The sequence below is a fragment of the Xenorhabdus taiwanensis genome (assembly GCF_036512875.1).
Taxonomy (GTDB): Bacteria; Pseudomonadota; Gammaproteobacteria; order Enterobacterales; family Enterobacteriaceae; genus Xenorhabdus; species Xenorhabdus taiwanensis.
Map to the genome: position 1 here is coordinate 1,124,147 of NZ_AP028978.1, position 14,299 is coordinate 1,138,445.

General features: G+C 44.6%; 15 protein-coding genes, 1 tRNA gene and 1 pseudogene. 11 read left to right on the forward strand and 6 right to left on the reverse strand.

Features of this window, described 5'->3' with window-relative positions; all coding sequences use genetic code 11:
- Positions 1 to 56: 56 nt before the first annotated feature.
- From ACE1SE_RS05060 to mutY, 5 genes are all read right to left on the reverse strand, one after another.
- Positions 57 to 1,328 (reverse strand): tyrosine-type recombinase/integrase, encoded by a 1,272-nt coding sequence (locus ACE1SE_RS05060; RefSeq protein ID WP_374052915.1) that lies wholly within the window; start codon positions 1,326 to 1,328, stop codon positions 57 to 59.
- A 165-nt stretch (positions 1,329 to 1,493) separates the two neighbouring features.
- Positions 1,494 to 1,569 (reverse strand) — tRNA-Phe (locus ACE1SE_RS05065).
- A 165-nt stretch (positions 1,570 to 1,734) separates the two neighbouring features.
- Positions 1,735 to 2,808 carry a membrane-bound lytic murein transglycosylase MltC gene (mltC, locus tag ACE1SE_RS05070; RefSeq protein WP_374052916.1) on the reverse strand — a complete coding sequence of 358 codons (1,074 nt, stop codon included), beginning with the start codon at positions 2,806 to 2,808 and terminating at the stop codon, positions 1,735 to 1,737.
- Positions 2,809 to 2,919: 111 nt separating this feature from the next.
- On the reverse strand, positions 2,920 to 3,192 hold the full coding sequence (locus ACE1SE_RS05075) for an oxidative damage protection protein (RefSeq protein ID WP_374052917.1): 273 nt from the start codon (positions 3,190 to 3,192) through the stop codon (positions 2,920 to 2,922).
- A gap of 26 nt (positions 3,193 to 3,218) precedes the next feature.
- Positions 3,219 to 4,259 (reverse strand): A/G-specific adenine glycosylase, encoded by a 1,041-nt coding sequence (gene mutY / locus ACE1SE_RS05080; RefSeq protein WP_374052918.1) that lies wholly within the window; start codon positions 4,257 to 4,259, stop codon positions 3,219 to 3,221.
- Between the two features lie 246 nt (positions 4,260 to 4,505).
- On the opposite strand from mutY, the gene trmB reads away from it, so the two are divergent.
- The 9 genes and pseudogenes from trmB (at position 4,506) to ACE1SE_RS05125 (ending at position 11,221) form a co-directional block, all read left to right on the forward strand.
- A complete protein-coding gene (trmB, locus tag ACE1SE_RS05085) occupies positions 4,506 to 5,225 on the forward strand; it encodes a tRNA (guanosine(46)-N7)-methyltransferase TrmB (RefSeq protein WP_374052919.1) in 720 nt (239 codons plus the stop codon).
- A complete protein-coding gene (locus tag ACE1SE_RS05090; protein WP_374052920.1) occupies positions 5,225 to 5,551 on the forward strand; it encodes a YggL family protein in 327 nt (108 codons plus the stop codon). The genes trmB and ACE1SE_RS05090 overlap by 1 nt, the downstream gene beginning before the upstream one ends.
- A 91-nt stretch (positions 5,552 to 5,642) precedes the next feature.
- A complete protein-coding gene (gene glsB / locus ACE1SE_RS05095; protein WP_374053595.1) occupies positions 5,643 to 6,569 on the forward strand; it encodes a glutaminase B in 927 nt (308 codons plus the stop codon).
- A gap of 36 nt (positions 6,570 to 6,605) precedes the next feature.
- Positions 6,606 to 7,244: a DUF2884 family protein gene (locus tag ACE1SE_RS05100; protein WP_374052921.1), complete on the forward strand. Its 639-nt coding sequence runs from the start codon at positions 6,606 to 6,608 to the stop codon at positions 7,242 to 7,244.
- A 44-nt stretch (positions 7,245 to 7,288) separates the two neighbouring features.
- Positions 7,289 to 7,984: pseudogene (locus ACE1SE_RS05105) on the forward strand (IS1 family transposase).
- A gap of 91 nt (positions 7,985 to 8,075) precedes the next feature.
- Complete coding sequence (locus tag ACE1SE_RS05110) at positions 8,076 to 9,245, forward strand: IS701 family transposase (RefSeq protein WP_338802982.1); 1,170 nt, start codon at positions 8,076 to 8,078, stop codon at positions 9,243 to 9,245.
- A gap of 4 nt (positions 9,246 to 9,249) precedes the next feature.
- Complete coding sequence (locus ACE1SE_RS05115) at positions 9,250 to 9,396, forward strand: hypothetical protein (RefSeq protein WP_167450507.1); 147 nt, start codon at positions 9,250 to 9,252, stop codon at positions 9,394 to 9,396.
- Between the two features lie 519 nt (positions 9,397 to 9,915).
- Positions 9,916 to 10,401, forward strand: a complete 486-nt coding sequence (locus ACE1SE_RS05120; RefSeq protein ID WP_374052922.1) for a YbhB/YbcL family Raf kinase inhibitor-like protein — start codon at positions 9,916 to 9,918, stop codon at positions 10,399 to 10,401.
- A 40-nt stretch (positions 10,402 to 10,441) separates the two neighbouring features.
- The gene (locus tag ACE1SE_RS05125; RefSeq protein ID WP_374052923.1) at positions 10,442 to 11,221 is read left to right on the forward strand and encodes an L-threonylcarbamoyladenylate synthase; all 780 of its coding nucleotides are present in this window, start codon (positions 10,442 to 10,444) and stop codon (positions 11,219 to 11,221) included.
- 87 nt (positions 11,222 to 11,308) lie between these two features.
- Here the strand turns inward: ACE1SE_RS05125 and ACE1SE_RS05130 are convergent, their stop codons facing one another.
- Positions 11,309 to 12,226, reverse strand: coding sequence for a LysR family transcriptional regulator (locus tag ACE1SE_RS05130; protein ID WP_374052924.1), 918 nt, complete (start codon positions 12,224 to 12,226; stop codon positions 11,309 to 11,311).
- Positions 12,227 to 12,449: 223 nt separating this feature from the next.
- Here ACE1SE_RS05130 and ACE1SE_RS05135 point away from each other — a divergent pair, with 223 nt between their 5' ends.
- Together ACE1SE_RS05135 and ACE1SE_RS05140 are read left to right on the forward strand one after the other, a co-directional pair.
- Positions 12,450 to 13,748, forward strand: coding sequence for a 3-isopropylmalate dehydratase large subunit (locus ACE1SE_RS05135; RefSeq protein WP_374052925.1), 1,299 nt, complete (start codon positions 12,450 to 12,452; stop codon positions 13,746 to 13,748).
- Entirely contained in the window at positions 13,745 to 14,296 is a 552-nt protein-coding gene (locus ACE1SE_RS05140; RefSeq protein ID WP_374052926.1) for a LeuD/DmdB family oxidoreductase small subunit, read from the forward strand. The genes ACE1SE_RS05135 and ACE1SE_RS05140 overlap by 4 nt, the downstream gene beginning before the upstream one ends.
- Positions 14,297 to 14,299 lie beyond the last annotated feature (3 nt).

The window sequence follows — 14,299 nt, forward strand, 5'->3', positions numbered from 1 at the left end:
AATGAACAGCGTTAATTGTTTTTCTCCCGATGAAAATTAACGGGTTGCAAATTGTACTAGCGGTTTTTTCTGTCGCGCAGTGGTTTGGCGAAATCATAGGGTGTGATTGACTTTTCCCGGTTCGCATCCAGATAATCCGCCCACCATTGCACCATCAGCCGGCGTTCATCCAGATGTTTAGAAGTGTGAATATATGCCGCCCGCACGTTGTTTCGTTCGATATGACTGAGCTGGCGTTCAATGGCATCATCACTCCACAGGCCGGATTCACCCATTGCACCGCGCGCCATTGTGCGGAAGCCATGCCCGCAGACATCGGTTTGGGTGTCATAGCCCATCGCCCGTAGCGCCTTATTGACGGTGTTTTCACTCATAACTTTCGCAGCATCATGATCACTGGGGAATACCACTTCGCAGTTGCCGCTCAGTACGTTCAACTCTTTGAATAACGAGACCGCTTGACGGCTCAGCGGTACGATGTGATCCGTTTTCATTTTCATGCCACGCTCAGAAAAGCGAACGCCTTTGATGGGTTTTCGTGTGGCGGGAATTTTCCACACCGCATTTTCAAGGTCGATTTCCTGCCAGCGGGCAAATCTCAGTTCGCTGGAGCGGACAAACGTCAGCAGTGCCAGCTCGACCGCGATCTTGGTCAGCAGGCGACCACGATAGGCAGATAAGCGAGTCAGAAAATCGGGCAAATGTTCATGGGGCAGGGCGGGATGGTGACGAGATTTGGTGGTGGTGAGTGCACCTGCCATATCATTAGCCGGGTTGGACTCCAGAATATCATTCTGGACGGCATAACGCATGATGGCAGTGATACGCTGGCGCAGCCGCTGGGCGATATCGTGTTTGCCCTGCTCATCAATGGCTTTGACCGGAGCTAAAAGCTGGCTGGTGCGTAATGTGGTAATATCGCGTGCGCCGATATGCGGGAAAATAGACTGCTCAAGGCTGCGCAGCACTTTTTGACGGTGGCTGTCGCTCCAGCGTTTGTTACTGGCGTGCCATGCACGGGCGACTTCTTCAAATGAATTGACTTTGGCGGGCGTTGGTGTGCCTTTCTTTTCGGCTTTGGGATCAATGCCCTGTGCCATCAGCTTTTTGGCTTCATCCCGTTTAGCGCGGGCATCGGCTAACGATACTGCCGGATAAACACCAAATGCCAGACGATCTTCTTTCTTATCGGTCGGGCGGTAATACTTCATGCGCCAGTATTTTGAGCCGCGTGACGAGACTTCTAAATAGAGACCACCACCATCGGCAAGTTTATAGGTTTTTTCTTTGGGCTTTGCAGTGTCGATTTGCCGGGCGTTTAGTTTCATTATTAAGGGCATCCTTGTAATCGAACGGTAAGTGCCCCGAATTATGCCCTTCGCTGCATCTTGATTGCAACAGACGAAACTAGACCTAAAAATAAGAATGGATGTTGATTTTGCTGGATTTAGCAGGAATTGTTTGACTGGGCTGGACTTCACTGGAAGTTGAAGTGGTGCCCGGAGGCGGAATCGAACCACCGACACGGGGATTTTCAATCCCCTGCTCTACCGACTGAGCTATCCGGGCTAACGGGGCGCATTAAACCGTATTCAGCCCAATCCGTCAAACACTTTCTGCATAAATTTATTCATGTGCTTTTAATTCACACAACAAGCTATAAATATAAACAAAATGGAGAAGCAATCGCCTCTCCATCTGTTATTTTTCTGCTTTCAGCTAATTGGTTATCAACTATCTGCGATAGCTTTTCTGTGTATTGTTCACTTTAATCAAATAGCGACGTGATTCAGCAGCAGGGTGTTTATTGGTCAGGGTTGAATAAACATCACCAGGTTCCATTGAGTTGATGATTTGAACCGCTTTCTTTTTATCATTGGAAAATACGCGCAATACACTGCCTGCACCGCCATTGTAAGCGGTGATAACGGCATATCGACGCGAAGTTGCGTTTTTGATTTCTCCTAAGTATATATTTTGCAATATTGATAGATAGGCAGTGCCGGCATCAATGTTGTTTTCAGGATCGAAGAGATAATTGCGACTAGGCTGACCTGACTTTCCTTGCATTTTGAAAACATCTCGTCCGGCGGTGTGTTGCATTACCTGCATAAGCCCTAAAGCATCAGAGCGGCTGACGGCATAAGGGTTAAAACTGGATTCGGTCTGCATGATGGCAAGGATTAGGGATTCATCAACGCCATATCTTATGGATGCTTTACGAACGATAGGAAGATATTTATGGGCACGTTTATCCAAATGGTTAGGGACCAACTGTATGGTAACTGACCAAATGACGTGTAACCCCGATTGCCGTTTTTGCAGTTTATTTTGGATCAGATAATTGGCAAAATGACGTGCGCGCCACTCCCAGCGAATGGGTTCACCAGTGTTATCCAGAACTTGTCCATATAGAAAGGGTTCTTTGCTGATCTGGATATCGTTGGCGTCGGAATAAAGATCGATAGTTCCAGGATCATCTCCCATCAGCAAAGTCGTAACGATCGCTTTGCGTAAATGTTCAGTGGGTTCAATTGGGGAAATGGTTTCAATCGTAATGTTTCCCGTCTCAAAATTGATATGGCTGCGAGTCTTATATTGATCTGTATATTTAACGTAATCTTTTGGGCCTGCGATTAATACTTCCTGCAAACCCCAAATATTTTCAATATTGTGGGCAAATTGTCCCATCAAAATATCGAATCCATTGGTGTCTTTTATATATTCTTCGTGATATTCAACGTCTTTTTTGCTAGAACAGGAAATTAAAAGTGGAACAAGGAGGATCAGAGCCAGCAGTCTTTTCATTTTACAATGCCGTTGGATATTAATGCTGTTGGATATTGAAGTTTCAATCAACATTTAGAGCCATACAAAATGGCTCTTATTATGCCAATCTATACGAATAGCGTCGTAATATTATTTTTCCGGAGGTGTATAACCGTCGATTTTAATATCATGTCCTTCAAACAGGAATTTTACCATCTCTTGTTCAAGCAGTTTGCGATCTTCTGGATTCATGGTATTGAGTTTTTTTTCATTAATCAGCATGGTTTGTTTACTCATCCATTGTTTCCATGCTTCTTTCGAAATCTCATTGAAAATACGTTTGCCCAATTCCCCTGGATAGAGCTGAAAATCTTGGCCTTCCGCTTCTCGTTGTAAAAAAGTGCAAAAAATAGTTCTGCTCATAATTAATCCTCAAAATAGTGGGCAACTTAACCCAATTGTTGCAAAAGGTACTCAACGGGAGCTGCCAATCCAATAGTTGCTGGCTGACGTAAGTTATACCAAAGTCCCTTACTTTCATCCATGCAGGAATCAAAAGTTAAGATATCGATTTTAATAGGAACGATATCTAAGTGAAAATGGCTGAATGTGTGGCGAAATGCTGTCAGTTGTTCAAGTTTGCTGTGTGAGATACCTGAGTTTTTCAGCCATTGTTCCAGTGATAATTGATCAGTAAATTGCGGAAAAGCAAACAAACCACCCCAGATACCAGAAAGTGGGCGCTGCTCCAGCCAAACCATATCACCATGTTGCATTAATAAAAAATAGGCTGTTTTTTCAGGAATGCTTTGTTTCGGTTTTTTCCCCGGATAGTTTGCCCAACTATGATTGGCGTAAGCGATACAACCCGTATTGAGTGGACAAATCTCACATTTTGGTTTGCTGCGGGTGCAGACCATAGCGCCCAAATCCATCATCGCCTGATTGAAATATTCGACACCTTGCTTAGGAGTTACGCGCGTGCTGATATTCCATAACTGATTTTCAACCTCTTTTTTCCCCGGCCAGCCCTCAACAGCGTAGCAGCGAGCCAAAACCCGCTTCACGTTGCCATCAAGGATAGGGAAATGTTTGCCTTGTGACAGTGAGAGAATGGCTCCGGCCGTTGAACGCCCTACACCGGGCAGAGCAACAACATCATCAAAGGTTGTCGGAAATTTGCCACTGTGTAATGTCACAATCTGCTGTGCAGCTTTATGTAAGTTACGGGCACGAGCGTAATATCCCAGGCCTGTCCATAAATGGAGAACTTCGTCCAGAGGGGCAGCAGCCAAAGAGACAATATCGGGAAAACGTGAAATAAATTTTTGGAAATAGGGAATGACCGTCGCAACTTGAGTTTGTTGCAGCATCACCTCTGAAAGCCAGACGTGATAGGATGTTTTTTCCAACTGCCACGGCAGGGTTTTGCGGCCGTAGCGGTGATACCACTCAAGTACCACTTGTGAAAATTGCTCAGCTTCCATCATTAGAATAATTGTCTTTATATCTGGTAATTGTTTTGTGAGCGGGATTGCAACATAGTGTAACCTCAGTGTAAACCCGAACTTTGCTTCGAAGCATTACGCAAACATAGCATTAAAGTTGTGCTTATGGACACTGAACTTGATAAACTCAGCCATCTTTGCATAATTGCGCTCTCTTTGGGCAATCCTGCGGTACATAAAGTCCCAGACGCCTGAAAAAAATGCCTTTAGAAACTGACAAAAAGTACCATGATAAATAATGTAATTTCACCGGAATATGATGAAAATGGCAGGGCGTTGCGCCGTGTCCGCAGTTTTGTGCGTCGGCAGGGGCGGTTAACGAGTCGCCAGCAACAAGCACTTGATAATATGTGGCCAAAGATGGGTGTGGACTATCAGACAGAATTGTCCAATATGGAAGAGATCTTTGGCCGCGAAGCACCTGTTGTGTTGGAAATCGGTTTTGGTATGGGCGCATCATTGGTCACAATGGCAAGCGAAAATCCAGAGAGAAACTTTTTGGGAATCGAAGTTCACGCACCGGGAGTTGGGGCGTGTTTGGCATCCGCAGAAGATGAAAATCTTAGTAACCTGCGAGTGATGTGCCATGATGCTATCGAAGTATTGAACAATATGATCCCAGAGCAGAGCCTGGCAATGGTTCAGCTTTTCTTCCCTGATCCGTGGCATAAAGCGCGCCATAACAAGCGTAGAATTGTGCAGCCTGAGTTCGCCCAATTAATTAAAAGTAAGCTGAAAATCGGTGGTGTCTTCCATATGGCGACCGACTGGCAGCCATATGCAGAGCATATGCTGGAGGTGATGAGCACAGCAGAAGGGTATCACAACTTATCGGAAAACGGTGATTATGTGCCACGTCCTGAGTCGCGCCCGGTCACAAAATTTGAGACGCGTGGTCAGCGGTTAGGTCATGGTGTATGGGATCTAATGTTTGAGAGGGTAAAATAATGGCTAAAAACCGTAGTCGTCGTCTGCGTAAAAAATTGCGTATTGATGAGTTTCAGGAATTGGGTTTTTCTGTAAAGTGGAATTTTCCGGCTGATACATCCGTTGAGGTTGTTGATAGCACGGTTGATGCCTTGATTGAAGAACTGATTGAGCCAAATGGCCTTGCTCTGGATGCCAGTGGCTATTTGCAATGGGAAGGCATTGTCTGCCTGCAAAAAATCGGCAAATGCACAGAAGAGCATCGTCAATTGGTTGAAAATTGGCTGAAAGATCGCGATATGGAAGACGTTATCACATCAGAATTGTTTGATGTGTGGTGGGATTGATTCGCTGTTGCATAAGAAAAAGCGTATTACGTAAAAATAGCGCTGTATGCAGGGGCTCATTAGGAGTCCCTGTTTGTCTGGAGAAAAAGTGGTGAAGGTAAGGTTATCTAATTCGTTGTTGGCAGATATCTTAGAAGAAGTACGCCCTTTGATTGGTCAAGGAAAAATAGCAGATTATATTCCTGCTCTGGCAGAAGTTCCGGTAAACAATTTGGCAATGGCCATTTGTACGGTAGACGGGCAAGTTTTTAAAGCGGGAGATGCGGAAAAACGTTTCTCCATCCAATCCATTTCTAAAGTGTTGAGCTTAACATTAGCGATGACACGTTATAAGGAAGAGGATATCTGGCAACGGGTGGGTACGGAACCTTCGGGGCAGCCGTTTAACTCATTGGTACAGTTGGAGTTGGAAAAGGGAATTCCCCGTAACCCTTTTATTAATGCGGGAGCATTGATCATTTGCGATATGCTGCAATCTCGCTTGAGTGCACCTAAGCATAGAATGTTGGAGTTTGTCCGTAGCCTCACAGAGCAAAAAAATATTTCTTATGATGATATCGTTGCTCGTTCAGAAATGGAGCATTCCAGTCGCAATGCCGCGATAGCTTACCTAATGAAATCATTCGGTAATTTTGAGAATCATGTCATTACCGTTCTGCAAACATACTTCCAATACTGCGCTTTGAAAATGAATTGTGTTGAATTAGCTCAATGTTTTATTTATTTAGCCAATCAAGGACGTATGATTGGTTCCGGCCAACAAATTTTGAGCCTTCGACAAACTCGCCAGATTAATGCGCTTATGTTGACATGTGGTATGTACGATGGTTCTGGCGAATTTGCTTTCAGGATTGGTATGCCAGGGAAATCGGGGGTTGGTGGTGGCATTATCTGTGTCGTTCCGGGAGAATTCACTGTTGCGGTATGGTCGCCTGAACTGGATAAATCCGGCAACTCATTGGCAGGTTGCGCAGCACTGGAAAAATTAGCAGGACGTATTGGACGTTCTATCTTTTAATTTGTCTGTGTTTAACCTTATAAATCAGGAGAATGTATGCTACGCAGGATCACGATTGCTGCATCATTATTATTTGTATCTCAATTCATTGTCACTCAGGCACAGGCGAATTCTGAATGTCAGGCGACGCTTAATGATGACATTATTGTCACACCAAATTCTGTCCAGATCACAGGGGAGAGTGGAAACCTGAAAATATTGCCTGATGGCTCCATAACCAGAAATGGTAAGGCGTTATCGCTAAATGCAGAACAACGTAGCAAAGCCCAGCAATATCAACAGACACTCCGTCAGGATTTGCCTTGGGTTAAGAAAGAAGCGCTAAGTCATTTGATGAATGCACGCCAATCACTGGACAAAGTAGTAGTTGAAACAATGGGTAAGGAAAGTCATATTCGTACCCGTTTATCTCAATTGGAATCTGGCCTCATTAAACAGATTGATAGAGTGATTGAAACCCGTGCTAATGGTTTTGCCTTTAATGCCCTGGCAGTCAAACAGGTAGAACCTGAAGGCAGAAAACTCATCGAACAGAGCCTTGGTGGTATTTTGCAGGATAGCATTAACGAGATGAGCCGTAAAAATAGTGACCAAAATGGTGACGGTAAACAGGTATTATTGTCTCTTCTTGGTGGGCTAGTACTACAGTCGTACACTCGGTCATGCTCCCAATGATTAGATCTTGTGATAGACTCCCTACTTTTTATTCTGGGTGAAATATGGCTAAAGTGGATGTGATTTGTCGTTACTGTCATAAAACAGACGAGGTTAAAGGGCATGGAAAAGGGCGTACTGGGCATCCCCACTATCACTGCTATGCTTGCCGTAAAACCTTCCAATTGAACTATACCTATCAAGCCTGCCATCCCGGTATGAAAGAGCGAATTAATTGATATGGCCATGAATAACGCCGGTGTCAGGGACACGGCTCGGGTTCTGAAAGTCGGCATTAACACGGTCATTCGCACATTAAAAAACTCACACCAAGACAAGTAACCACGCTGCCGCTGGCGGGCAGTGAGATTCATATTGTCTGTGAAATAGACGAGCAGTGGTCATTTGTCGGTAATAAGAAAAATCAGCGCTGGCTCTGGTATGCCTGGGAGCCGAATAGGAAACGGGTAGTGGCACATGTATTTGGGGATCGCAGCAGGAAAACGTTGAAAAAGCTGGCACTCCTGTCTCATTTTACTATCCGGTTTTACTGTACAGATGGTGATGCCGTTTACGATTGCCTACCTAAGAAAAAACACTTCAGAGGCAAGAAATTCACGCAGCGTATCGAAAGAACCAACCTCACCCTGCGTACTCGCATCAAACGGCTAAATCGGAAAACGATTGGCTACTCCAAATCTGAAGAAATGCACGACAAAGTGATAGGCACGTTCATTGAGCGTGAATACTATCTTTCATAACAGATCTAACTATTGGGAGCATGACCCGTACACTCTATTGTGGCATGATAGCTCATGATATATTCTTCCTGAAAATAGGGGGAGGTGTTCAATGCACTCACCTGTCAACCTTTGGGAACAAGAACTGCTCTCATTACACACGCGTCTGACACCGTTATTTCACCATGCCAGTCCACAGCAACGCAGCCTCGCCTATCTCAGGGGATTACTCAGTGATGTTGAGCGTAAAAATAGCTGGCAACTGGCGGAATGGTTGGGTGAACACTCGCCTGATGGCATTCAATATTTTCTGGAACGCGCCCGTTGGGATGCCGAAGCGGCTCGCGATATTTTACGCGACTATGTGACTGACCATCTCGGTGATGAGCAAGGCATCCTCATCATCGATGAAACCGGTTTTATCAAAAAAGGGACCCATTCTGCTGGCGTCCAACGCCAATATAGCGGTACTGCCGGACGGATAGAAAACAGTCAGATAGGCGTCTTTCTCTGTTATGCCGGTCAGGGCGGCCATGCCTTTATTGACCGGACCTTATATCTGCCTGAACAATGGACAGATAACCGGCCCCGCTGTAAATCCGCTGGCATTCCTGACTCGGTCACCTTTGCCACCAAACCCCAACTTGCCCAACAGATGTTGGAACGCGCATTAGATGCCGGCGTCTCTTGTCGTTGGGTGACCGCCGATACGGTGTATGGTCAAGATCGTCGTCTGCGGTGCTGGTTAGAATCCCGATATCAACCGTTTGTACTGGCGATCCCCAAAAATGAACGCGTGTGGTGGCAAGGGCCCAGATATACCAGCGCCGACAAGGTTGTGGACAGTCTGCCATCTTCGTTTTGGGAAAAACATTCCGCGGGATTGGGGACAAAGGGAGAACGTTGGTACGACTGGGTTCGGGTGCCGCTTTGGCGTTTACAACTCAGTGAGGAAGAGCGGGATTATGGTCATTATCTGCTGGTTCGGCGCAGCCGGGATGAGAAACAAGAGCGGGCTTATTATATCGTCTATGCCCGCAGAGAACAGGCTGACCTGAAAACCCTGATTCAGGTGGCAGGGCATCGCTGGGAAATTGAAAGTGGTTTTGAGGAAACGAAGGGGGAATGTGGCCTGGATCATTATGAAGTGCGGCAATGGCACAGTTGGTATCGGCACATTACCTTATCGCTATTAGCTCATGCGGTGCTGGCGGTCTTGCGGATACGGGAGAAAAAAAACACCGGCAGGATTGGTAGCCCTGAGTATCCCGGAACTGCGTAAGCTGTTGTCAAAATTGATGGAAAAAACGGGAGAGGCAGTCGAACAGATTTTACATTGGTCAGACTGGCGGCGGCGACACCAATACTATGCACAACAATGTCATTACCGTCGTCGGAATAACCCTATGGTGACAGAGCAATTACGGCTGTAGTACTAGGCGGCATGCAAAATGGTTTTGATACAGAATGGAAAAAGCAGGAACAAGAATTAAAGCGTTTAAAAGCGGAAGTATGTAACAAAGCCAGTCAATTAGAACAACAGCGCATTAGTCTTATGAAAGCTATTAAGTAAAAAGTAATTGCATTACCCATCGTTTGTCACAAATAGCACCAACTATTAATTTAAGCACAGACAATAAAAACTACCTGTTATCCGTTGATAGTAATCTTAAATTGTTGGATGGTTATTCAATAAGCCGGATATCATGAAAGCGCAATTTGCTGATGCATTGTAATTTCACCACGTTGTAATTTCACAAATTAAAATTCTTTTCTCTGAATTTACCCTGAAATCTGAATAGTTAGATTTCAGGGTATTTTTGACTCACTTATTACCCCTAACCCGATATTGTTCCTAAATTGAAACAATCAAGCAAAATCATAACCTGGCCTTGCGGTACAGAAAATCTGCGTTAGGATATTTCAAAAGGCATCCAATGGGGGACATAAGCATGATTATTAGTTCAACTGAATTTAAGAATAATGATTTCTTGAAAAAAGAGCATGAATTTAATCAATTTGATGGCAATGGTGATAACCGTTCCCCCGAACTTGCTTGGGCGGACGCACCAGCCGGAACCAAAAGTTTTGCGATTACTGTCTATGATCTTGATGCACCAACGGGTAGTGGCTTCTGGCACTGGGTCGCTTTTGATATTCCCGTTGTAACACAATCCTTACCTGCAAATGCAGGGCAAAGTGACGGTAGCGAATTACCAACCGGTACAATTCAGAGTAGAAATGATTATGGCCTGTTTGGTTTCGGTGGTTGTTGTCCACCTGTGGGAGATAAAGCCCATCGCTATGTTTTCACTGTACATGCCTTATCGGTAGAGAAATTGGGAATTGATGCTGAAACAACAAATGCCGTTGCGCGTTTTATGATCCAGGCCAATACCTTGGCAACAGCTTCTATTACCAGCTACTACCAGCGTTAACCGATCAATAATTCTTCCGTTTCCAGTAAGGGGTATCAATATGAGCAGCAAAAAAATTCAATGGAACTATGGGGTACAGCCGGAAGCGGTAGAGATCCTCGCTAATGACGGAGGTATGATCGTCTGCCCAACCAAAGTTGGCTACATTATCATGACATCTGATGCGCAAGGTCTGGAGCGTAAATTTGAGGCTAAGCTGCGTAATCGCAACAAGCCTGGTGTTGTTTTATGTGGTTCTTTGGAACAATTGAAAGAGTTGGCTCAGCTTAACGCGGAAATTGAAGAACTTTATCAGAGACATTGGGATGAAGACGTATTATTAGGTTGTATCTTGCCGTGGAAAGAAGAGGCGATAGCCCGTATTCCAGATGATGGTTCTAAAGAACTGATGATGGATCGGCGTGGTACGAGCTGTTTTGTCATTAAATTTGGCAAACCCGGCGAAATCCTGGCGAAAGAACTGTGGGAAAAATATGGCAAGTTCTCTTTTGCCAGTTCAGCTAACCCATCAGGTAAGGGAAATCGTGGGCTGGTTGAATGTATCGGTGAGAGGATAGAGGAGCGGGCCGATCTGATTATCTGTGCTAATGACTATGTCAAATCTATCCAGCCAAATGAAACTGAGCAAACCCGTTATGAACAAGGTGTGATGGTTTCAATGGTCGATGAAAATGGTAAATTAGTTCCGCTGCAACAGGGGCAACGCGATATTACTCCATGTCCGGTATTAATCCGCAAGGGGTTGGATGTACATAAAATCATGGCAATGATGTCCGACATTTTCACTACCTGGGATTACCGTCATGGCAATTACTATTAATTATTGTTGATTAATAGTAATGGCTATTGATACCTCTGACAGATAATATCTTTGGCGGGTGCTGTTGTACCCGCTTGATATCAGTGGTTACGCTTTTTTCCCTTTCTCCAAATCTTGCCTTAGCTTGCGTTGCAAAGAGTTTGCAAACTGTTGTACACGCGAAGATAGCGTATTTTCTGATTTAAACAGTATCCATGCCTGATAAATATCCATACTCCATTCTGGGAGAAGTCGTACTAGTTTCCCTTCTGCCACGGCTTCATGGGTAACATAATCGGGGAGATAGGCAATACCCGCTCCTGACAGAGCGGAACTCATTAACGCCACACTGTTATTGATGCGAAATCGGCTGCGTACTTCAATATCCAGCTTATTTCTTTCCTTACGGAATGGCAGGGAAATCGTATGCGCAGGGCCACGAAATAGCAGATAATCATAACGAGGAAGATCTTCGGGTTTCTCTATTGGAGAAAATTGGTTTATATAGTCTGGGGTTGCGTAAAGTCCCCAGGTGATATCAATTAAAGGCATAACAAGTGAATATTGTGGCGTTTTACGCCCTATGATAATCGCAATATCGCATTGATCTTCTTCCATATTAATTATTCTGTCGGTCAGTTCCAAATCAACACTGATATGAATATTTCCGGCGATAAAGTGATTCAGGGCAGGAACAATACATTGGCTGCCAAAGGATACCGGAGCAATCAAGCGTAAACTTCCCATCGGTTCTTCATGGAAATTACGGATAAAATGTTCAGCATGTTGGGCTTCGGTAAGGATCCGATGGCAGTATTGGTAATAACTCATCCCGACTTCTGTTACTTGAATTTTACGTGTAGTGCGGTTGAGCAATTGGGTGCCTAATCTTACTTCTAATTGTGCAATCTCGCGGCTGACGGAAGATTTGGATAGTCTTAACGATCTTGCTGCTTCGGTAAAACTCAGCGTCTCTACAACACGGGCAAAGACCACCATTGAGGTAAGATTCTCAATATTATTCATGCAATAACCTGATGATTTACTCGTAGGAACCAGCTTATAACATATCACATATCCTATAGTGATATGTCAGATTCAGTGGGTAAGAATTTCCCATTTTGTGGACAACTGTCCCATAATGGAAACAGTGAACCATACGATGGTATTTCCCTACGTTAAGGAGTCGTAATCTTGTTAGGATGACACTCTATTGAGTCTGTTTTTATCTTTCGGAGGGCAATGTGAGATGAGCCAAACTATTACACAAAAAATTCTTGCACGGGCAAGTGGGCGTGCGCAAGTCACTCCGGGTGAAGTGGTTTGGGCGAAAGTGGATATTCTGATGTCTCACGATCCCTGCACGCCAGGTGTAGCCAGCGTATTTAAAAAGGAGTTTGGGCAAGATGCAAAGATATGGGATCCTGAACGCTTTATTTTAATTCCAGATCATTTTGTCTATTCGGCTGACTCACAAGCTAACCAGAATATTCGGGTAATGCGTGAATTTGCCGCTGAACAGAACATAAAATATTTTTATGATGTTGGGACGCCCAATTATAAAGGTGTGTGCCATATAGGGCTTGCTGAGGGAGGACATATTCGCCCGGGTGAAGTGTTACTGGGCACAGATTCTCATACTGTGACTGCGGGTGCTTTTGGTGCATTTGCCATTGGGTTAGGGATTACTGACGCAGCTTATGCATTAGGTACGGGAGAAATTCCTCTTAAGGTGCCAACAACCATTCGGGTCAATTTTACCGGAACCAAGCCAGCCCATGTTTTGGCTAAAGACATGATTTTATCCGTATTATCAGAGTTAACTGTCGATGGTGCAACCTATCAGGCTATAGAGTTTGGGGGTAACGTTATTGATGAATTATCGGTAGAAGAGCGCATGACGATTTGTAATATGGTCGTTGAGTGTGGGGCTAAAAATGGCATTATGGTTCCCAATCAGGCGACTCTGGATTATTTAGCAGAAAGAAATAATCTCCCGTTTGACATTGTCTACCCTGACGAGGATGCACAATATAGCCGTGTATTAAATATTGATGTTTCCACAATGCAACCAAAAATTGCCAAACCCCATTCTCCGGATAATGTCGTTTCCATTGAGCAGGTAGCTAATGTCGCCATTTCTCAGGCATATATTGGTTCTTGTACGGGGGGCAAGCTGGAGGATTTTGTTGCGGCAGCCCGCGTTATCAAAGGGCATAAAGTGACAATTCCAACTTATGCAGTACCTGCAACAAAAGAAGTTTTCCATAGAACGATTACGACCCAAATCGATGGCGTTTCTGTCTACCAAATTTTAAGTGATGCCGGAGTGAAACTTTCTTCTGAATCAGGGTGTGCAGCTTGTTGTGGTGGTCCGCCAGATACTTTTGGTCGCGTCAATGATCCAATATCAGTTATATCCACCACCAATCGCAATTTTGTCGGCAGAATGGGGCATAAACGAGCCAATATTTATCTCGCTTCTCCTTATTCTGTTGCCGCGGCTGCTATTACTGGTCAAATAACAAATCCTGAGGAGTTTTTATGAGCGAGTTAAAGGAAAATATCATTCGGGGTGAGGTTTATGTATTGACCGATAATATTGATACTGACCAGATTCTTTCAGCCGAATATCTCAAGGTCAATCCTTCCACTCCTGAAGGATACGCTCAACTGGCTTCGTTGGCGATGTGTGGATTACCGGAAGGTTCACTGCCTTTTATTGATGAAAGCAAGGGAAAAGCGAAATATCCGATCATTGTAGCAGGGCAGAATTTTGGCTGTGGATCTTCGCGTGAACATGCTGTGGCAGCTTTAGGTGCTTCAGGGGTGAAAGCGGTGCTTGCTCAATCTTATGCCCGTATATTCTTTCGAAATTGTGTATCAACCGGACAGTTATTGCCCATTGCAGCCCAAGAGCGCTTGTGTGACAAATTAGTCACGGGAGACAGTATTGAGATTGATATTGAAAACCAGACCGTCATTCTGTTGAAAGATGGTGAAAAATATCAAACCGATCCTATTGGTGAACTTGCCAATATTGTCTCTGCCGGAGGGCTATTTTCTTACGCCCGTGCTTCAGGCAGAATTAAATAATAT

Excerpts from the sequence above, each read along its gene's own strand:
- ACE1SE_RS05075 (WP_374052917.1), bottom strand. The coding sequence starts at position 3,192 with ATGAGCAGAACTATTTTTTGCACTTTTTTACAACGAGAAGCGGAAGGC.
- ACE1SE_RS05090 (WP_374052920.1), top strand. The coding sequence starts at position 5,225 with ATGGCTAAAAACCGTAGTCGTCGTCTGCGTAAAAAATTGCGTATTGAT.
- ACE1SE_RS05140 (WP_374052926.1), top strand. The coding sequence starts at position 13,745 with ATGAGCGAGTTAAAGGAAAATATCATTCGGGGTGAGGTTTATGTATTG.
- ACE1SE_RS05125 (WP_374052923.1), top strand. The coding sequence starts at position 10,442 with ATGAGCAGCAAAAAAATTCAATGGAACTATGGGGTACAGCCGGAAGCG.
- trmB (WP_374052919.1), top strand. The coding sequence starts at position 4,506 with ATGATAAATAATGTAATTTCACCGGAATATGATGAAAATGGCAGGGCG.
- ACE1SE_RS05135 (WP_374052925.1), top strand. The coding sequence starts at position 12,450 with ATGAGCCAAACTATTACACAAAAAATTCTTGCACGGGCAAGTGGGCGT.
- mltC (WP_374052916.1), bottom strand. The coding sequence starts at position 2,808 with ATGAAAAGACTGCTGGCTCTGATCCTCCTTGTTCCACTTTTAATTTCC.
- ACE1SE_RS05120 (WP_374052922.1), top strand. The coding sequence starts at position 9,916 with ATGATTATTAGTTCAACTGAATTTAAGAATAATGATTTCTTGAAAAAA.
- mutY (WP_374052918.1), bottom strand. The coding sequence starts at position 4,259 with ATGATGGAAGCTGAGCAATTTTCACAAGTGGTACTTGAGTGGTATCAC.
- ACE1SE_RS05130 (WP_374052924.1), bottom strand. The coding sequence starts at position 12,226 with ATGAATAATATTGAGAATCTTACCTCAATGGTGGTCTTTGCCCGTGTT.
- ACE1SE_RS05100 (WP_374052921.1), top strand. The coding sequence starts at position 6,606 with ATGCTACGCAGGATCACGATTGCTGCATCATTATTATTTGTATCTCAA.
- ACE1SE_RS05110 (WP_338802982.1), top strand. The coding sequence starts at position 8,076 with ATGCACTCACCTGTCAACCTTTGGGAACAAGAACTGCTCTCATTACAC.
- ACE1SE_RS05060 (WP_374052915.1), bottom strand. The coding sequence starts at position 1,328 with ATGAAACTAAACGCCCGGCAAATCGACACTGCAAAGCCCAAAGAAAAA.